General features: G+C 41.6%; 15 protein-coding genes and 1 pseudogene. 8 read left to right on the top strand and 8 right to left on the bottom strand.

All coding sequences use genetic code 11. The features are described from left to right. Positions 1 to 417: 417 nt before the first annotated feature. The gene (znuB, locus tag Xinn_RS17030; RefSeq protein ID WP_086953025.1) at positions 418 to 1,203 is read right to left on the bottom strand and encodes a zinc ABC transporter permease subunit ZnuB; all 786 of its coding nucleotides are present in this window, start codon (positions 1,201 to 1,203) and stop codon (positions 418 to 420) included. Beyond that, entirely contained in the window at positions 1,200 to 1,958 is a 759-nt protein-coding gene (gene znuC, locus Xinn_RS17025) for a zinc ABC transporter ATP-binding protein ZnuC (protein ID WP_086953026.1), read from the bottom strand. Before znuC ends, znuB begins: the two co-directional genes overlap by 4 nt. Positions 1,959 to 2,050: 92 nt before the next feature. On the opposite strand from znuC, the gene znuA reads away from it, so the two are divergent. The 3 genes from znuA to lpxM all read left to right on the top strand — a co-directional run bounded on the left by znuA (position 2,051) and on the right by lpxM (position 5,445). Further along, the gene (znuA, locus tag Xinn_RS17020) at positions 2,051 to 3,007 is read left to right on the top strand and encodes a zinc ABC transporter substrate-binding protein ZnuA (protein WP_086953027.1); all 957 of its coding nucleotides are present in this window, start codon (positions 2,051 to 2,053) and stop codon (positions 3,005 to 3,007) included. 25 nt (positions 3,008 to 3,032) lie between these two features. Further along, positions 3,033 to 4,355, top strand: coding sequence for a murein DD-endopeptidase MepM (mepM, locus tag Xinn_RS17015; protein WP_086953028.1), 1,323 nt, complete (start codon positions 3,033 to 3,035; stop codon positions 4,353 to 4,355). Positions 4,356 to 4,476: 121 nt separating this feature from the next. After that, on the top strand, positions 4,477 to 5,445 hold the full coding sequence (lpxM, locus tag Xinn_RS17010; RefSeq protein WP_086953029.1) for a lauroyl-Kdo(2)-lipid IV(A) myristoyltransferase: 969 nt from the start codon (positions 4,477 to 4,479) through the stop codon (positions 5,443 to 5,445). Between the two features lie 67 nt (positions 5,446 to 5,512). Here the strand turns inward: lpxM and Xinn_RS17005 are convergent, their stop codons facing one another. After that, on the bottom strand, positions 5,513 to 5,836 hold the full coding sequence (locus tag Xinn_RS17005; RefSeq protein ID WP_086953030.1) for an AzlD domain-containing protein: 324 nt from the start codon (positions 5,834 to 5,836) through the stop codon (positions 5,513 to 5,515). Then, positions 5,836 to 6,498, bottom strand: coding sequence for an AzlC family ABC transporter permease (locus Xinn_RS17000; RefSeq protein WP_086953031.1), 663 nt, complete (start codon positions 6,496 to 6,498; stop codon positions 5,836 to 5,838). The genes Xinn_RS17005 and Xinn_RS17000 overlap by 1 nt, the downstream gene beginning before the upstream one ends. A 104-nt stretch (positions 6,499 to 6,602) precedes the next feature. Here Xinn_RS17000 and Xinn_RS16995 point away from each other — a divergent pair, with 104 nt between their 5' ends. Then, positions 6,603 to 7,151 carry a helix-turn-helix domain-containing protein gene (locus Xinn_RS16995; RefSeq protein ID WP_086953032.1) on the top strand — a complete coding sequence of 183 codons (549 nt, stop codon included), beginning with the start codon at positions 6,603 to 6,605 and terminating at the stop codon, positions 7,149 to 7,151. 71 nt (positions 7,152 to 7,222) lie between these two features. Here Xinn_RS16995 and pyk read toward each other — a convergent pair whose 3' ends face one another. Together pyk and Xinn_RS16985 are read right to left on the bottom strand one after the other, a co-directional pair. Beyond that, positions 7,223 to 8,665, bottom strand: a complete 1,443-nt coding sequence (gene pyk, locus Xinn_RS16990; RefSeq protein WP_086953033.1) for a pyruvate kinase — start codon at positions 8,663 to 8,665, stop codon at positions 7,223 to 7,225. 184 nt (positions 8,666 to 8,849) lie between these two features. Then, positions 8,850 to 9,698 (bottom strand): MurR/RpiR family transcriptional regulator, encoded by an 849-nt coding sequence (locus tag Xinn_RS16985; protein WP_086953034.1) that lies wholly within the window; start codon positions 9,696 to 9,698, stop codon positions 8,850 to 8,852. Positions 9,699 to 10,089: 391 nt separating this feature from the next. Between Xinn_RS16985 and zwf the strand changes: the two genes are divergently transcribed. Then, positions 10,090 to 11,565 carry a glucose-6-phosphate dehydrogenase gene (gene zwf / locus Xinn_RS16980; protein ID WP_086953035.1) on the top strand — a complete coding sequence of 492 codons (1,476 nt, stop codon included), beginning with the start codon at positions 10,090 to 10,092 and terminating at the stop codon, positions 11,563 to 11,565. A gap of 351 nt (positions 11,566 to 11,916) precedes the next feature. Then, complete coding sequence (locus tag Xinn_RS16975; RefSeq protein WP_086953036.1) at positions 11,917 to 12,663, top strand: hypothetical protein; 747 nt, start codon at positions 11,917 to 11,919, stop codon at positions 12,661 to 12,663. Between the two features lie 222 nt (positions 12,664 to 12,885). Here the strand turns inward: Xinn_RS16975 and Xinn_RS16970 are convergent, their stop codons facing one another. Both Xinn_RS16970 and Xinn_RS23500 read right to left on the bottom strand, forming a co-directional pair. Next, a complete protein-coding gene (locus Xinn_RS16970; protein WP_086953037.1) occupies positions 12,886 to 13,230 on the bottom strand; it encodes a RidA family protein in 345 nt (114 codons plus the stop codon). Positions 13,231 to 13,494: 264 nt separating this feature from the next. Then, positions 13,495 to 13,601: pseudogene (locus Xinn_RS23500) on the bottom strand (IS1-like element transposase); the annotation flags it as partial. A 797-nt stretch (positions 13,602 to 14,398) separates the two neighbouring features. Between Xinn_RS23500 and Xinn_RS16965 the strand changes: the two are divergent. Beyond that, entirely contained in the window at positions 14,399 to 16,114 is a 1,716-nt protein-coding gene (locus Xinn_RS16965; protein ID WP_086953038.1) for a ShlB/FhaC/HecB family hemolysin secretion/activation protein, read from the top strand. Between the two features lie 16 nt (positions 16,115 to 16,130). Further along, the coding region (locus tag Xinn_RS16960; RefSeq protein ID WP_153043411.1) for a two-partner secretion domain-containing protein at positions 16,131 to 19,454 on the top strand (3,324 nt) is incomplete at its 3' end.

Genomic DNA, 19,454 nt, shown 5'->3' with positions numbered 1-19,454 from the left:
ACCTGCTCCAAAAGGCGTGGTCGGAAACGTATTTTTGGCTGGAAAAAGCACAAGAATATTTATGCCAGAACGCGTTCAAAACACCACAAAGAAAATCATGTAAAAACAAAACATTGGATGCGTGTTTTGAAAGGCTTAATTCTTAAGATCCTGTCTATGAGTGACGTTGATTAATTTTGAAATTAAGTTGGAAAATGAAATTGATATCTATTCTAAGAGCGATGTTTTCGAGCAGAGATTACTGAGTTATGTGATTATGGTGATAGTAGCCTAATGTTATTATTTGTTTGTGTCGATACTTTTATTCTGGCGTTTTGATCTAAATAAAAAGGGCCATAATTGTTAGCATTATGACCCTGATACTTATTCGATTAGATAGTACTTATTTGATTAGATAGTATTTATTTGATGAGATAATTAACTTCTTGCCTTACACGTTAAACTCAAAGCAAATAACACCGCAGCACAAAGCACAACAGAAGGGCCTGCCGGGGTATTATAAAATGCTGATAAAGTTAACCCGCCGGTAACAGAGAACATGCCGATACCAATAGCACAGACTGCCATCTGTTCAGGTGTGCGGGCAAAACGGCGGGCAGTAGCAGCCGGAATAATCAGTAAAGAAGTGATAATCAGTGCCCCGACGAATTTCATTGCCAAGCCGATAGTCAGAGCAGTAACCAACATTAACAACACACGTAACCGCTGAATGTTGACACCATCAACGAAAGCCAGATCCTGACTGACCGTCATCGACAACAAAGCGCGCCATTGCCATGCCAGTAATCCCGTAACAATAGCAACACCTGCCGTAATCAGCCACAGATCTTCATAAGTCACAGAGAGTAAGTCACCGAATAAGTAAGCCATCAGGTCAACCCGGATACCGCTCATAAAGCTGACAACCACTAAACCCAGTGATAATGCACTGTGAGCCATAATGCCCAGTAACGTATCAACGGCTAATTGCGGGCGTTTCTCCAGCCAGACCAGAATAGCAGCCAGTATCAGTGTCACGGCAATCACCGCATAAAACGGATTGATATCTAATAAAAAGCCGAATGCTACGCCGAGCAGTGAAGCATGAGCCAGCGTATCGCCAAAATAGGACATTCTGCGCCAGACGACAAAAGAGCCGAGAGGTCCGGCGGCAATCGCCAATAAAACTCCGGCCAGCCAGCCCGGAAAGAGTAGTTCGATCATTGGCGAGGCTCTCCACCCTTTTTCAAAATAATTTTCCCTTTTAAATCGTGATGATGATTGTGATGATGGCGATAAACTGCCAGTTGTTCGGCACCATGACGACCAAACATGGCAATAAATTCCGGATGCATGGATACCACTTCAGGAGTGCCTGAACAGCAAATGTGTTGATTAAGGCATAAAACCTCGTCTGTTTTCGCCATCACCAAGTGCAGGTCATGCGATACCATAAGGACAGCGCAATTTAGTTCTGTTCTGATTTGATTAATTAAATCATAAAGTGCTAATTGACCATTCACATCAACACCCTGTGTCGGTTCATCAAGAACCAACAGTTGAGGATGATTGAGTAAAGCTCTGGCGAGTAAAATTCGTTGAGTTTCTCCCCCTGATAGTTTTTGCATGGGTTGCTGTAATAAATGAGCGGCATTGACCCGTTCTAAAACAGGGATGATGTCAGCCGATTTAACAGCGGGTTTAAGCATCATGAAACGTTTAACAGTCAGAGGAAGAGTGGGGTCAAGATTCAATTTTTGTGGAACGTATCCTATCCTTAGTGTTTGGCTGTGCTCAATGACACCGGAAGTAGGGCGGATTAATCCCAGAACGATGCGTACTAACGTTGATTTACCAGCCCCATTCGGGCCGATTAACGTCAGGATCTTACCTTGTGTAAGGTTGAAAGAAATATTGTTTAATACCGTGCGGCTACCAAACTTAACCGTAATGTTTTTCAGGGTGATCATAATTGGCATGTTACATAACAGGCATGTTGAAAGTGTCTTGCAGAATCATTGAAATGTTATAATATAACATTTTTCGATTCTATGCATGGGATATTCATAATATGTTACACAAACAACAAAAATACGCGCATATATTTTTTCGTCAGGCAGTTCTGCTTTCTGCGCTGACAGCGGGTATTAATTATTCTGCTCAGGCGGATGTTGTCACATCTATCCGTCCTCTGGGCTTTATCGCAGCAGCTATTGCTGATGGTGTAACAGAAACTCAGGTACTTTTGCCTGATGGAGCTTCCCCCCATGATTATGCTTTAAGGCCTTTGGATATTCGTAAACTTGATCAGGCTGATCTGGTTGTCTGGATTGGCCCGGATATGGAAACTTTCTTAGCAAAGCCAATAGAGAAAATTGCAAAAAATAAACAACTGGAATTGGCTGAATTACCTACTATTAAACCCTTATTACTGAAAAATAGTGAAGATAAACATGATTCAGATGAATCGAGTCAGCATAAACATGATACAGATCACGAACATCATCACCATGGCCAATATAATATGCATATTTGGCTGTCACCAAAGATTGCAGAGCGGGCGGCTCAGGCGATATATACCCAGCTTGCTGAGCGGTATCCTCAACACAAGCAACAATTAGACGTAAACCTACGTAAATTCAATGGACAGCTTGTAGAAACTGACAAGAATATTACGCATATGCTAAAACCCGCGCGAGGGCAGGGATATTTTGTTTTTCATGACGCTTATGGCTATTTTGAAAAACATTATCAATTGTCACCATTGGGTGCTTTTACCGTGAACCCTGAAATACAACCCGGTGCGCAGAGACTACATAACATACGAACACAATTGGTTGAGCAAAAAGCAAAATGTATTTTTGCTGAGCCTCAATTCAGGCCAGCCGTCATTAATGCCATAGTAAAAGGTACTGATGTACGTATTGGAACACTTGACCCATTGGGAAGTGGCATTGTATTGAATAAAGACAGTTATATGAATTTTATAACTCAACTGTCAAAACAGTACCTGGGCTGCCTGAATTAATTAATATAATAAGGAATTCTATATAGTGCAGCAGATGGTTAAAACTATCGTTTTGGTATATAACAACCTGCCTAAACCACATAAAATCATGCTTGGCTCTTTGACGTTGGTCACTTTAGCTGTGGCTGTGTGGCGGCCGGTTGTTTATCATGAACAAGAAGAAAGAATGGAAAGAACAGGGAGTATTAGCATCACAGCTCCCAGCACTATTCCTGATGCGACAGATGATACGCTAGGTGATACTAACGAGCAGTTCTCAGATGAAGGGGTCAGGGATGAAGAAAGTGAATCAGAAGCCGCTGTAAATGTTCCTCATCAATATGTCGTTTCCAGTGGTGATACTTTAAGCTCTATTCTAAATCAGTTTGGTATTGATTCGTCAGATATTGCTTTACTGGCGAATCAGAATAGAGCATTGCGTGATTTGAATATCGGTCAGTCATTATCATGGAATGTCGATGAAGATGGCCGGTTGAAAACCTTAACGTGGGGAATGTCACGCCGTGAAACACGGGTTTATACACGTGAAGGCGATATCTTCAAAGAAACAAAAGAACTCCAGAAAGGGGAATGGGTTAACAATGTCATTAAGGGCACGGTAAATGGTAATTTTACCGGAAGTGCATTAACTTCAGGGTTAACCAGCAGCGAAGCAAGGGAAGTGACCAAGGCGCTGCAATGGCAGATAGATTTTCGCAAATTGCGTAAAGGCGATCAGTTCTCTGTATTAATGTCCCGCGAAATGCTTAACGGTAAAAGTGAACAGAGCCAGTTGTTAGGTGTTCGCTTACAAAGCGGTGGTAATGATTATTACGCATTTCGGGCTGATGATGGTCGTTTTTACGATAGCAATGCATCTGGTTTGGAGCGTGGTTTTTTACGTTTTCCAACAACAAAACAATTCCGAGTCTCTTCTTCTTTTAATCCGCGTCGTTTAAATCCTGTCACGGGAAGAGTGACAGCTCACAAAGGCGTTGATTTTGCTATGCCTGTAGGAACACCCGTTCTGGCTGTCGGTGATGGCGAAGTTATTGTTTCCAAATTTGATGGCGCCGCCGGAAATTTCATTGCAATCCGGCATGGTCGTCAGTACACAACCCGATACATGCACCTGAGAAAGTTACTGGTAAAACCGGGGCAGAAAGTGAAACGTGGCGAACGTATCGGCCTGTCGGGTAATACTGGTCGCACAACCGGCCCTCATTTACATTTTGAATTCTGGGATAACCAGCAGCCGGTAAATCCATTGACTGCAAAATTACCGCGTTCCGGTGGGTTAAGTGGTAAAGAACGTTCGGAATATATCGCGATGGTTAAGGAAATTAAACCGCAGCTGTCGTTAAATTAACAACTCAGATTGCTAACACTTAAAAGCGGATGATTGGTATCATCCGCTTTTAAGTTATATTTGTTGAAAACAGACTGGAAGCAAATGATTTGGAAGTTTATGGAGCCATCAGAGTTAGCTCATGAATAAAGAGAAAGATACAGATAGTAAACAGGGTTATATCCCAACGTTTCATTTATCCTATTTGCATCCTCGTTATTGGGGAATTTGGGCTGGTGTCGGAATATTGGCGGGATTGGCTTATCTCCCTGTTAAATGGCGTGACCCTTTGCTGGCTAAAATCGGTGTTTTTGCAGGCCGGAAAGCAAAAAGTGCCCGGCGAAGAGCGAAGATTAATCTGTTGTATTGTTTCCCCGAATTGTCAGAACAGCAGCATGAAATATTAATCGACAAAATGTTCGCAACTGCGCCACAATCTTTTGTTATGCTCGCCGAGCTTTGCTTTAGAGGTGCGAAGTCTACACTCCAACGAACTCAGTGGCATGGTGAGGAAATTACTCAGGATTTAAAAGAACAGGGTAAAAATGTCATCTTTATGGTGCCACATGGCTGGGCTATAGATATTCCTGCAATGTTACTGGCCGCTCGTGGGCAGACAATATCAGGCATGTTTCATCACCAGAGTAATCCAGTGGCGGATTATTTATGGAACAAGGCTCGTTGCTATTTTGGCGGGCGTTTACATTCCCGAGATGCGGGAATAAAACCTTTTATTGCATCAGTGCGTCAGGGGTACTGGGGGTATTATCTTCCGGATCAGGATCACGGTGAAGAACATAGTGAATTTGTTGATTTCTTTGCGACTTATAAAGCAACACTGCCTGCGGTCGGGCGTTTAATGAAAGTGTGCAAAGCGGCAATTGTTCCTTTGTTCCCGGTTTATAATTGTGAAACTCATCAGCTTGATATCTATATTCGCCCACCGATGGATGATATTGCAGGGCAGGATGATGCTTATATCGCCCGCCGGATGAATCAGGAATTGGAAGAGTTGGTGAAGCCTAATCCTGAACAGTATACCTGGATATTAAAATTGCTTAAGACCCGAAAAGAGGGGGATATCGAGCCTTATAAAAGGAAAGATATCTGATTTAATCATAGTCAGGGGCAATTTTTGCTCCTGACTATGATTAATATTCTGTAATTTTAAGTGCTTCTTAGTTTATTCCTGCATAGCGCAGTAGTGCGGTTATAAGTGCTGCCGACAAAATGACCACAATTAAAGGTGCTTTCCGCCAGGCGAGAAACACAGCGATTGCAACACCCAATACACGCGCCATACCGGCAAAATTTTCACCTTCGTAGAAAGTTGCAGCAAGAGCTACAGCAAACAACAATGTAGTTGCAGCATCAGAAAGCAATGCTTGGGAACGTTCAGATAAAGCCAGTTTATTCCCCAGTTTTGCTCCGCCAAAACGCATGAAATAAGTGCCCAGTGACAGTATTGCAATACCAATAATAATCAGTGAATAGTCTGCCATTATTTTTTCCTCGCCAGTAAGCCGAATAACGACAGCAGAACAGGTAAACCCACGGGCACAAAAGGTACAACAGAAAGCGAAAGAGCAGTTCCACAGGAAGCTCGAATCAGTGAAGTTTTATTTTTGAAAGCAGGGATTACCATCGCTAGAAGGATTGTCGGAAAAACTGCATCCAGACCAATAACTTCTGGAGCCGGAATAAATTTGCCTACCGTGCCGCCAAGAAGAACCCCTAATGGCCAGAACAGAACGACACCGATACCACATAACCAGTATGCCGCTTTACGTTGTTCTGGTGTTGATTGCGACATACCGAATACCACACTTTCATCATTCATAATGTGGCAGCCCAAAAACTTTGCTGCACCTTTTCCGACTAATTCACGTACCGCCACACCAAAGGGTAAATGACGCGCATTGACCAATAAACCTGCCATTGCTGCTGCAAGTGGATTACCCCCGCTTGCAATGATGCCAATAAACATAAACTCAGATGCTCCCGCCACTACCAGCACGGATAAGATAAGAGGAAGCCATAGTGGGAAGCCATAAGCAATAGCGAGCGATCCATAAGAAACGCCTACTACTCCGACAGCCAGATAAACCAGAAATATTGCTTTTTTGATATCTCCTGACAGGCATGAAAAATAGCGTGTGAACATATACCTTTACCCATATCGAACAAAATTACATTATAATGAACAGTATTGAAATGTAGGTCAAGATGAACATTTCGTTCTTTTTAACGAACAGAGGAGCAGCAATAATGACACAGCCAATCAGCATAATTGCGAAAAGTCTGGTTCGTGAGCGTACACGTGCGGGATTTTCAATGGCGGAAGTGGCGCGGCGTGCAGGTATTGCCAAATCTACACTTTCACAGTTGGAAGCGGGGAATGGAAACCCCAGTATTGAAACGCTCTGGGCATTGTGTGTGGCATTAAATATTCCTTTTGCCCGTTTGCTGGAGCCTCAAAGTAATAAAACGCAGGTGATCCGACGTGGTGAAGGAACTAAAGTAGCCGCTGAACAGGCAAACTATCAGGCGACTTTATTGGCAACCTGTCCGCCGGGGGCACGTCGCGATATCTATTTACTGATGACTGAGCCGGGAGCAGATCGCCTTTCAGAGCCACATCCGGCAGGTTCGGTAGAACATATTATCGTAGCTAAAGGGCGGGCATTGGTGGGGCTGACTGAAACCCCGGAAGAGTTAAGTGAAGGCGATTATATTTGTTATCCGGCAGATCAGGAGCATATATTTAAAGCACTGGAGCCGGATACTCTGGCAATATTAGTTTCGGAACAGAATTAATAGTATCTGTTTATTGCTATTCTGCGCGTTTTGAGGTCGCGCAGAATAAGCATGGGTTCGATAAGCCTGTTCTATTCGACTTCAAGTACTCGGCAGGTATTGGTACTGCCGATAGTTCCCATCTGATCTCCCTGTGTGACCAGCACTAAATCACCAGAAGTTAAGTAACCTCTGTCACGCAGGCGGCTGACAGCTTCGCTAGCTGCGGTGATGCCATCAGTGTGGCTGCTACAGTAAACCGGAGTTACTCCGCGGTATAATGCGGTGCGATTCAGAGTCGATTCGTGGCGTGACATGGAAAAAATGGGCAAACCGGAGCTGATACGTGACATCATACGCGCTGTACGACCTGACTCGGTCATGGCGATAATGGCTTTGACACCTTTCAGGTGATTGGCGGCATACATGGCAGACATTGAGATAGCTTCTTCAATACTGTCAAATGTGATATCCAATCGGTGCTTGGATGCATTGATGCCCGGCATTTTTTCTGCTCCCAGACAAACCTGAGCCATTGCTGCAACAGTCTCTGCTGGGTACTGACCCGCCGCAGTTTCCGCAGACAACATCACAGCATCAGTACCATCAAGGACGGCGTTAGCAACATCCATCACTTCGGCTCGTGTTGGCATTGGGTTGGTAATCATCGATTCCATCATCTGAGTTGCTGTGATTACGACACGATTCAGTTGACGGGCACGACGAATGAGTTTTTTCTGGACTCCAACTAATTCGGGATCGCCGATTTCAACACCCAAATCGCCTCGGGCTACCATGACAACATCAGATGCCAGAATAATTTCATCAATGATTTCATCACTGCTGACCGCTTCGGCACGTTCTACTTTGGCAACAATTTGTGTTTCGCAACCGGCATCCCGCGCCAAACGGCGGGCATAATTCAGATCTTCACCAGAGCGAGGGAAAGATACCGCAAGATAATCAACGCCGATTTTTGCAGCAGTAGTAATATCTTCTTTGTCTTTTTCTGTCAGAGCTTCAGCAGATAAACCGCCGCCTTGTTTATTAATACCTTTGTTATTGGAAAGCGGGCCGCCGACAGTCACTTCCGTAAATACTTTCATACCCTGTACATCAAGCACTTTTAATTGAACCCGCCCATCATCCAGTAACAGGATATCGCCGGTTGTAACATCTGATGGCAGGCCTTTGTAATCAATACCGACTTTTTCTTTATCGCCTTCTCCTTTGCCTAAATTAGCATCAAGCAGGAATTTATCCCCGATATTCAGAAATATTTTCCCTTCTTTAAAAGTCGATACACGTATTTTAGGGCCTTGTAAATCACCAAGGATAGCTACATGACATCCCAGTCGAGCCGCAATTTCCCGCACTTTATTTGCGCGCAGGATATGATCTTCTGCTGTACCATGAGAAAAATTAAGGCGGACAACGTTAGCACCCGCATTGATCACTTTCTCTAAATTGTTATCACGATCTGTAGCAGGGCCTAGTGTAGTGACGATTTTGGTTCTTCTGAGCCGTCTGGACATGTATTACTCCGTTGACCTGTAAAGTATGGATGTTTGATTACCGTGAAATAACCATGTGAATTTTTTGATTATCAACCCCGCAATATGTGTAACATAAATGATATTGCGGGGATAAACTTTCCATTATGCTATCAGGCTGGAGAGTTGATAAATAGTGAACAAAAACACAGTCTATTTTTATGCTTCAGTCGTGCTTATCAAACCGCGAATTGCGTAATGCTTCCTTGACTTTCTTCAAGTTATCTCTGAATTTTGAACCTCTGCGCAGTGTAAAACCCGTTGCCAGCACATCAATGATGGTAAGTTGAGCAATTCGGGAAACCATTGGCATATAAATATCCGTGTCTTCGGGAACATCCAACAGAATAGGGAGGGTGGCTTCCTGTGCCAGCAGGGAACCGGTTGAAGTGATGGCAATAACTGTTGCGTCATTTTCCCGGGCCAGTCTGGCAAGCTCCACCAGATTCTTAGTTCGCCCGGTATGGGAAATCAGCACAACAACATCCCCTTCAGTACTGTTAATACAGCTCATGCGCTGCATAACAATATCATCAAAATAGCAGACAGGAATGTTGAAGCGGAAAAATTTGTTCATGGCATCATGTGCTACAGCAGCAGATGCGCCCAGCCCAAAGAAAGAGATTTTTCTTGCCTGTGTCAGCAGATCAACAGCACGGTTAATGGTCGCGATATCCAGACTACTTTTGACTGTTTCCAGATTGGCCATCACCGATTCAAAAATTTTATTAGTATAAGATGTGACGCTGTCACTTTCTTCTACGTTGCGATTTACATAAGGTGTACCATTCGCCAGACTTTGTGCTAAATGCAATTTAAAGTCAGGAAAGCCTTTGGTATTCAGACGACGGCAAAAACGATTAACCGTAGGTTCACTGACATTCGCCATTTTTGCCAGAGTAGCAATACTTGAATGAATGGCAGTATGTGGTGAATCAAGAATGACCTGCGCAACTTTTTTCTCAGACTTACTCAAAACATCAAGGCTATTTTGCAGCTGTTCCAGTGTATTCATAAGACGCAGTTCAACCTCGGTTTAATGACTTCATTCACAGGAGAAGTGTATGTAATTTTCGTGAAAATATACTACTTGTTGCTGAAAGCTGGCAGTGGTAAAAATCAGTAACCTGATATTTTTCATGAAAATATGACAAACATCTAACTTTCAACTTGGTAAGATTACTTCTTACTCGTTGTAAATTTTCATCTAATTACCACTTTTCAATACAATATCATTCATAATACAAGATGAAATGTAAAAATTTATGCACAGAAAATTGAGTAATAAGATTTATGCAGGCCATCCTGATTCAGGAATGAAGTATTTACTGCATATAACCAAAAGAGTACATTACCTGCAATTTCTGTAAAAAAATTACAATATCCCGTAATTGAGGAGATGCAACATGGCGGTGACGTCTACAGCTCAGGCTTGTGATTTGGTTATTTTTGGGGCAAAAGGAGACTTAGCACGCCGGAAATTAATGCCTTCCCTTTACCAACTGGAAAAAGCGGGTTATATCCATCCAGATACCCGCATTATCGGGGTTGGTCGTGCTGATTGGGATAAAAAAGCCTATACAAAGTTGGTTGAAGAAGCATTAACGACATTTATGTCCGAGAAACTGGACCCGGAATTATGGAAGAAACTCAGTTCGCGTCTGGAATTCTGTAATCTGGATGTCAATGAAACGGAACATTTCTCCCGGCTGGCGAAAATTCTCAATCAGGATAAATTACCTGCCATTCATTACTTCGCTATGCCGCCAAGCACATTTGGTGCTGTCTGCCATGGGTTGGGTGCTGCGGGATTGAATCAAGAACCTAACCGTGTCGTGATGGAAAAACCTCTGGGGACAGACCTTGCTTCTTCCCGAGCCATCAATGACGAAGTCGCCAAATACTTCGGTGAGAGTCAGATTTATCGTATCGACCATTATCTGGGTAAAGAAACGGTATTGAACCTGCTGGCGTTACGTTTTGCTAACTCTTTGTTTGTTAATAACTGGGATCATCGTACGATAGACCATGTACAAATCACGGTTGCTGAAGAAGTCGGTATCGAAGGGCGCTGGGGATATTTCGATCAGGCCGGTCAGATGCGTGATATGATCCAGAATCACCTGCTGCAAATCCTGACCATGATTGCCATGTCACCGCCGTCTGATTTGTCCGCAGATCGTATTCGTGATGAAAAAGTCAAAGTGCTGCGCTCATTACGGCGGATTGACCACACCAACGTACGTGAAAAAACAGTTCGCGGGCAATACACCGCAGGATTTGTTCATGGCAAAAAGGTGCCGGGATATCTGGAAGAAGAGGGGGCAAATAAGGCCAGCAAGACAGAATCTTTTGTTTCGGTTCGTGTTGATATTGATGACTGGCGTTGGTCTGGTGTTCCTTTTTATCTGAGAACGGGTAAACGTTTACCGGCTAAATGCTCTGAAGTTGTGGTTTATTTTAAAGAACCGCCATTAAACCTGTTTGCTGGCTCCTACCAACAACTACCGCAAAATAAATTGACCATCCGTTTGCAGCCGGATGAAGGCATTGATATTGAAGTGCTCAATAAAGCACCGGGGCTGGAGCATAAACACCGTTTGCAGACAACAAAACTTGATTTGAGCTTCTCAGAAACATTCAATCAGACTCACCTTGCTGATGCTTATGAACGTCTGCTGCTGGAAGCTATGCGTGGTATTCAGGCACTGTTTGTTCGTCGGGATGAAGTGGAAGAAGCCTGGAAATGGGTTGATTCCATCATGGAAGCTTGGGCAGCGGATAACGAACCACCCAAGCCCTATCAGGCAGGAACCTGGGGGCCGGTTGCTTCCATCGCCATGATCACCCGTGATGGGCGTTCGTGGAATGAATTTGAATAAATTCTACTATTATTATCTGACCACGGGTGTGGTCAGATAATATTCTGAATTTCGACATTAGAGGTATACGGATAAAATTTTTTTCGTTCATATTGCGTATAATAGTAGTTGCAAAAATTCATCTATTTGTTATAAAGAATTTTCAGATTACTAACCTAATCCCATAATATAAAAAACTTTAATTTTAAAAAAATAAACAATTAAAATTTTCTTCTTTTAATTTAAAAACTATGTTCAACATGTCAATTAATCTAATGAAGATTGATTTTATTCTGATATAACATCGAATTAATTTATTCATTGAAAATTAATTTGTTTAGTCTTATTAATAATTAAGTGTGGAAATATAATATGAGCGATGATGAAAAGGAACTTTGGCATATAAATCCGAGGGTTTCTGAAAACATAAGAAATTATAGCAATAATATGCCAGAGGGAGCATTAAAAAACCTTAGTGCAATTTATGAGAAAAGAACCAAAATAATTCAATACGACTGTTTAGATCACTTTGATACTAAAAATAAACCAAAGCCCGGGCGACCCAAAGCGCCTTATCAGCAACCGCATCAAAATATTGATCAAATATACATACTCGAACGGACTTTTCCTGAGCCTAACGCACCGAAAAAGCATCGATCCCGGTTTAAGATATTCAGGCAATGCTGGTCTGGGTCTGAAGAACAAGAAGAGCAGCAATGTGCTGAAACTTATAATTATGTAATGAAAAACATAAACTCCATGGAAAAGCATATTCCGAGTGGGCTTTATTTGTACGTGATATATTCCGATATGCCCCAGATCGTAGTATGTGGTGCTTATGACTCCAAAAATCCCTTAGTCGGGCACACTTCTCTGATAAAAGGCAGAATTTTCTGGTTTCGACATGATACCAGCCAACCGCTCCCGGATGATGACAGCATCGATTATACAAAATACCCTGTATTACTCGCTGGAGAGCTTTCTTTCTCTGGTGGGGTATTAACTAGCTGGAATAATCGTAGCGGGCATTACCGACCCAGACAAGCACCAGTATTAGAATTAGGTGCAACAGATTATATATTACCTCGTAAACTATTTAAGCCAACCGGAATAGGGTGAGTATTATAAAAATTTAACGTAATACCAAAATTAAAAATAAATCTGGCGCTATAATAGTATTGAGATAATTAATTTTGTTAATGACATGAATCTTATTTAATTATTGGAAAAATACTAAATGCCTTTCCATAATAGTGAGAATTCCAACACGTGGTACTTCCTTACTCCACGCACTGCGCGGAATAAGGAATACTTCTGTCATTTTGAAAAGGTATTCAGTTTTTAACGAGCTGCAATAACTTTAATTTCTACTTTGTACTCCGGATGCATCAATTCAGCCTGAACAGTACAACGTACAGGAGCATGGCCTGCAACTACCCAGGCATCCCAGGCGGCATTCATACCTGCAAAATCAGTTTTATCGGCTAGAAAAATTGTTGCATCAATGATCTTACTTTTGTCTGAACCCAGACGCTGCAACATAACATCAATGGCAGCCAGCGTATCGGCGGTCTGTTCTGTGATATCACCCCCCAGATTTTCCGGCACACTGGTATAATAAATGGTGTCATTGTGGATAACCGCTTCTGACCAGCGGGTATCCGGATCAATACGTTCAATAGTCATCTAATTTCCTGTTAATTTATACAGTTTTTATCCTGAATGGGCTGGTTATTGCTATTCAGTATTGGCATAATTCTGCCTTATTTTATAAGAAAGGAGACAACATAATCATCTTATATCTGATGTGTTCCAATGATTTTTGTCACCCTTTGAGAAGCTTCTTAAATCTTGTAGTATGTCAATGGCTCTGTGGTTGGGAGAAATGTCCATTACTATTAGTTAGCCACTTCAATGCCTTAATCAGTAGTTTTATTTACGGATTAAATTTGAGTTTTTTAAGTGGCGAAGAATAGTATTCAGATCAGTTCCCATTGCATACGTTGCCGCTCGACATTCATGCTATTCGTAGCTATATCGATAGTTTTCTTATGTGTAAGGTATAGCAAATACTGTCATGATTAGACTGTGTAAAAAGATATTCAAAAAATAAAATATCTCTCAAATCCAAAGATTATAAATAATATTCTATTATGGTTTACCTCATTAGGTTGATATAAATGAAAAATTTATTTTAATAAAAAAACTTAAAAGGGCATCCATTATGATTCAGTTTAGGGTGAACGTTGTTTTGTGTGATTAATGATAAAAATTTTAAAATTCACCACTTTTTTATTTGGAAATATAGGAAATAACAGGATTAAAAATCATCACCCAAATCATTATAAAAAGAAAATTTATCGATTATTCAATACAACGATACATTTCAATATTGATGATAATTAATACTAATGGAAATGAACCAAAACTAAGATTAATCAAGGAAGTAGAGGAGTGCTTGGATAGAAAACAGGCTAAGAAGAAAAAACTATAATAAAAATAAATGGCAATATTTAACTGTTGGAATTTATAAATTAGCAAAGTAAACAACCTAACAATAGTTAGTTATTTAATACTTCTTTTAATTATTATGTAAGGTGAGTATTTTTAATTCGTTTTTATTTATATTATTCCATTATTAATATGAAAATACTTGGTTTTATCTATAATGGATGGGTTATTTTTAATTATATATTGATATTTTACAGTTACCTGGTTCATTCGTCTTTTCTATCTTATTTTTTCATGTGAAACAGTTGGTTATATTGAAAGTTGTGCAGATTAATTTATAATATTCCTCCTTTGGTTTTCCTCTTAAAATTCAATATATTTTAATATTATTATAGATTAGTTTATGGCAAAGGTAATTCCCAGCAATATATTTATAGGGTTGGCAGGGTGGGTTGTTTTTGTTTCTCAGCCTGTGCAAGCAGATAACCAACCGTCTATTCATCTCCAACAACAAAAACAACAGCAATATCAACAACAGGTATTAGAACAACGTCTCGAAGCGAAAGCGCCAACAGTCAAGCTTTCGAATGACATCTCATCTGCCTCTAATTTGAAATTTCCTAAGGAATTTCCCTGTTTTTTTATCCATCAAGTAACATTATCGGGTCAAGAAGATCTACCTCATTGGCTGCCTCTGCAACGTCTAGCGGATCAGGCAAATGGACATTGTTTAGGCTCTCAGGGTATCAATTTATTGATGGGAAATATTCAGGATCGATTGGTCAGCCACGGTTGGGTCACTAGTCGTGTATTGGCTCCCCAACAAGATTTGCGTGAAGGAAAACTGAAACTGGTTGTATTGGCGGGTAAAATCCATCGAGTCACCAAAACTTTAGAATCAAATCATTATGTTACACTGTATACAGCAATTCCTGCTCATAAAGGAAATTTATTTGATCTTCGAGATATGGAGCAAGGATTAGAAAATCTTCAGCGCCTTCCAACTGTTCAGGCCAAAATGGAATTAGTTCCCGCGGCTAAGCCGGGAGAAAGTGATATTATCATCCATCGTGAGCAGTCACGTTATTGGCGAGTTGGTGCTTGGATAGATGATAGCGGCAACAAAAGTACTGGGCGTTATCAAAGTGGGTTAATGTTTGCACTGGATAATCCTACATCATTAAGTGATCTACTTTATATGACGGTAAGTCGTGATCTCGGCTTTGTCGGCAAGAAAAGCACTAAAAATTACAGTGCTCACTATTCAGTGCCCTTCGGTTACTGGTTATTTGGGATAACAGGTAGTCATTATACCTATGCTCAGACAGTAGCTGGTTATCATAATGATGCATTATATGGTGGTGAAGGAAGCAGCCTCACTACACAGCTTAGCCGCATACTACACCGTAATGCCACATCAAAAACTACAGCCGCTTATCAGGTTAGCTTGCGCCAAAACAAAAATTTTATTGATAAAAATAAAGTCGAAGGCCAAGAACGTCGTACTACTGCTTGGAAATTGAAGCTAAATCACCGCCATTATCTTGGAACCGCAATACTGGATACCAGTGTTAGCTACCAACGTGGTACCCGTTGGTTCGGTGCTCAACCAGCGTTTGAAGAGTGGCGCTCCGGTGCAGATCATGCAACCGCGCTTTCCAAAATTCTTCAATGGTCAGCAGACCTTGAAGTTCCGTTCAATATCAGTAAGCAGCAATTCCGTTATCAGGCTAATTACCAGCGTCAGATGAGCAACACAAAATTGACTCCACAAGAGCAGTTTAATATTGGCAATCGCTGGACTGTTCGAGGTTTTGATGGTGAGCGTACTTTAAGTGCGGATCGGGGATGGTACCTCCAAAATACTTTGGCTTGGAAAACGCCACTGCCTTCACAGGAACTCTATCTGGGAGTGGATTATGGCGAAATAGGTGGCCGCGGTATGGATGGTAATCCGTTAATTGGCAGACATCTAGCTGGTGGTATAGCGGGTATACGAGGCAATTTGAATATTATCAATATCAGCTATGACTTTGCTGTTGGTACTCCTTTCTCCAAACCTGATTGGTTTAAAACTGACCATAAGAATGTAAATTTTAGCGTGAACTGGAACTATTGATTTAGGTTGTCTGATTATGAACAAACATTTATATCGCATTATTTTTAACAAAGCTCGCCAGATGTTGATGGTGGTGGCAGAAATTGCTCAAAGTGGCCAAGGAAGTACTGTCCGCCGATCACAAAGATCAAAAACTCTCAGCTCACGTTTATTCACTCTTTCTTCTTTATCATTTTCGCTTTATTTAGCCTCTGGGCTGGTTGTAGTTTCTGCACAGCCAAATTCTAATATTGTGGCTGATCATAATGCACCACGTAATCAACAACCAACTGTGTTGGAAACAGCCAATGGCTTGCCGCAAATCAATATTCAGACACCGAACGCTCAAGGACTTTCACATAACCAATATAGCCAGTTTGACGTGGGAACAAGAGGCGCAATTCTAAATAACAGCTATAAAAATACTCAGACTAATTTAGCGGGAATGGTAACAGCTAACCCTTGGCTGGCAAAAGGGGAAGCTAAAATCATTCTCAATGAAATAAACAGCGGTAATACCAGCCGACTGGAAGGGTTTCTGGAGGTTGCTGGAGGACGAGCTCATGTTGTGATTGCTAACCCGGCAGGAATAACCTGTAGTGGTTGTGGTTTTATCAATGCCCACAAAGCTACTCTGGCTGCCGGAAAAGCCATTACAGAAAATGGTCAGTTAAAAGGGTTCAATGTTAATCGGGGACAACTGACAGTGGAAGGCAACGGTATGAGTGCACAGAATACCGCCTATACCGAATTAATTGCCAATGCTGTTAACGTGAATGCCAAATTGTATGCTAATGACCTGAATGTGGTGACAGGTCAGAATACAGTCAGCAGTAATATGCAGACTGTAGAAACCAAGCCTGATGATAATAAGAATAAACCAAAGTTTGCACTGGATGTTGCTGCTATAGGGGGGATGTATGTTAATGCAATCACTCTACGTGGCACGGAAAAAGGCGTAGGGGTTCGTAATGCCGGTACAATAGGTGCATTAGCAGGCAATGTAACGATTAGTGTGGATGGTAAAATTGAAAACAGTGGAATGCTGTACAGCCAAAACGAATTACAACTCACTAATCATGAAAATATAGCTAATTCAGGAAAAATAGTAGCAAAAACGGATATGGTGCTGAATGCTGGGCTGACCCTGCATAATAGTGGAACGATTGCGGCTGTTGGACATACCACACTGAATGCCGATAGCATCAACAGTACCACTCAAGGAGCATTGGCTGCGGGTATTGATGATAATGGAAATGCTACAGGTACTGGAAACCTAGTATTGAATGGCCGCCATGAAGTGATAGCCGATGGACAAAATCTGGCTGGTGGGAATTTACAGGTAACCGGTAGTAAAGTCGACTTGCAACACAGTAAAACTTCAGCCACTAATATTACGCTGACAGCCACACAGACCGATGTAAATACCTCTGATGGAACACTGGTTGCTAAACATGAATTGAACCTGGATACGCCTACACAATGGAAAAATAATAGTGGTGCGGTATCCGGGGAAAAATTAAACCTGAAAGCACCTGTTCTGAAAAATCAGGAAGGAACTATCCTGCAAACAGGGGATACTCCTCTGCAATTGACACATAATATTTTGGATAATACCGGAGGGGAGTTACAGAGTGCCAGTGATCTGAATATGGATGTTGGGACACTAAATAATCAACAAGGTAAGATTGCTGCCAATGCGAAGGCAACGTTAACCACAGGCGATATCAATAATAAAGAAGGAAGAATTATCGCCAATAGTGGGCTGAAGGTTAGGAGCCATGCGCTGGATAACACTGCTGGTATATTATCATCTGTTGAACATGTATCGGTGGACACGCAAGGCCATAAAATAACAAATAATTTTATTAAAGTTACTAAAGAAATTGAAGGCAAGCCAGCTGTTCTGTTGAAAGTTGGTCAAATTGTTAGTGGTCAAACATTGGCTTTGCACATCGGTGACTTAGAAAACGAAAAAGGTCAAATTGTTGCCAAAGATGGAGTGACAATCACCAGCTCAGTATTGAATAACGCTGAGGATAAATTGCAATCTGCGGTAGTGCATAATGCGGGTGAAATAGGTTCTCAAACAGGTGATGTCACGATTAACGTAGACGGTAAAATTGAAAATAGCGGAAAAATTACAGCAGCCGGCCATACTACACTAAATGCGGATAGCATCGATAGTACCAATCAAGGCACATTAGCATCAGGTATTGATTCTGACGGAAAAGCTACAGGTACGGGCAACTTAGTGCTGAATGGCCGCCATGAAGTGATAGCTAATGGAAAAAATCTGGCTGGTGGAGATTTACAGGTAGCCGGTGGTAAGGTCGACCTGCAACACAGCAAAACCTATGCCACCAATATTACGCTAACAGCCACACAGACCGATGTGAATACCTCTGACGGAACATTGGTTGCTAAACATGAATTAAACCTAGATACACCTATACAATGGAAAAATAATAGTGGTGCATTATCTGGGGAAAAACTGAACCTAAAAGCACCTGTTCTGGAAAATCAGGAAGGAATTATTCAGCAAACAGGGAACACTTCTCTGCAACTGACAAATGATTTCCTGAATAATACGGGAGGTACGTTGTTGAATGGTGGTGACCTGAATCTGAAAATAGGCACACTAAACAACCAGAAAGGCAAGATCGCTACTAATGCTAAAACCATGCTGATAGCTGGTGGTATCAACAATATCAAAGGTCAGATCGCAGGCAATAAAGGTCTGGAAATTACTAGTCAGGCACTGGATAACACCGAAGGTAAACTACAATCTGCCGCTGAATTGACGATAGATACGAACGGCCAAAAACTTATCAATCAACAAGGTACTATTGCGTCTAATAGCAAAATCATACTGACAACCGGTGATATCAATAATATCCAGGGGCAAATTACCGGAGATAAAGGTCTGGAAATTACTAGTCAGGCATTGGATAGCACCGCTGGGAAAGTATTGTCTGCCGCCAATGTGAGTGTCGATACGCAGGGACACCAGTTGACTAATGCGCAAAATGGGGTGATTGCGTCTGACGCTAAAACTACATTGGTCACTGGAAATATCAATAATACCAAAGGACAAATCGCGGGCAATAAAGGACTGGTCATTAACAGTCAAGCCGTGGATAACACCAAGGGGAAATTGCAGTCTGCCGCTGAATTGACAGTGAATACACAGGGAGAAGTGCTGACTAACCAACAAGGTACTATTGCGTCCAATGCTAAAATTACCTTGGCAACCGGTGACATCGATAACACAAAAGGTCAAATTACCGGTGATAAAGGGTTGGAAATTAGCAGTCAGGCACTGAATACCACGGAAGGGAAATTACTGTCTGCCGCCGAT

Origin of the sequence: Xenorhabdus innexi (assembly GCF_002632485.1) — a bacterium.
Classification (GTDB): Bacteria; Pseudomonadota; Gammaproteobacteria; order Enterobacterales; family Enterobacteriaceae; genus Xenorhabdus; species Xenorhabdus innexi.
This window is presented reverse-complemented; position numbering and strand designations above follow the sequence as displayed.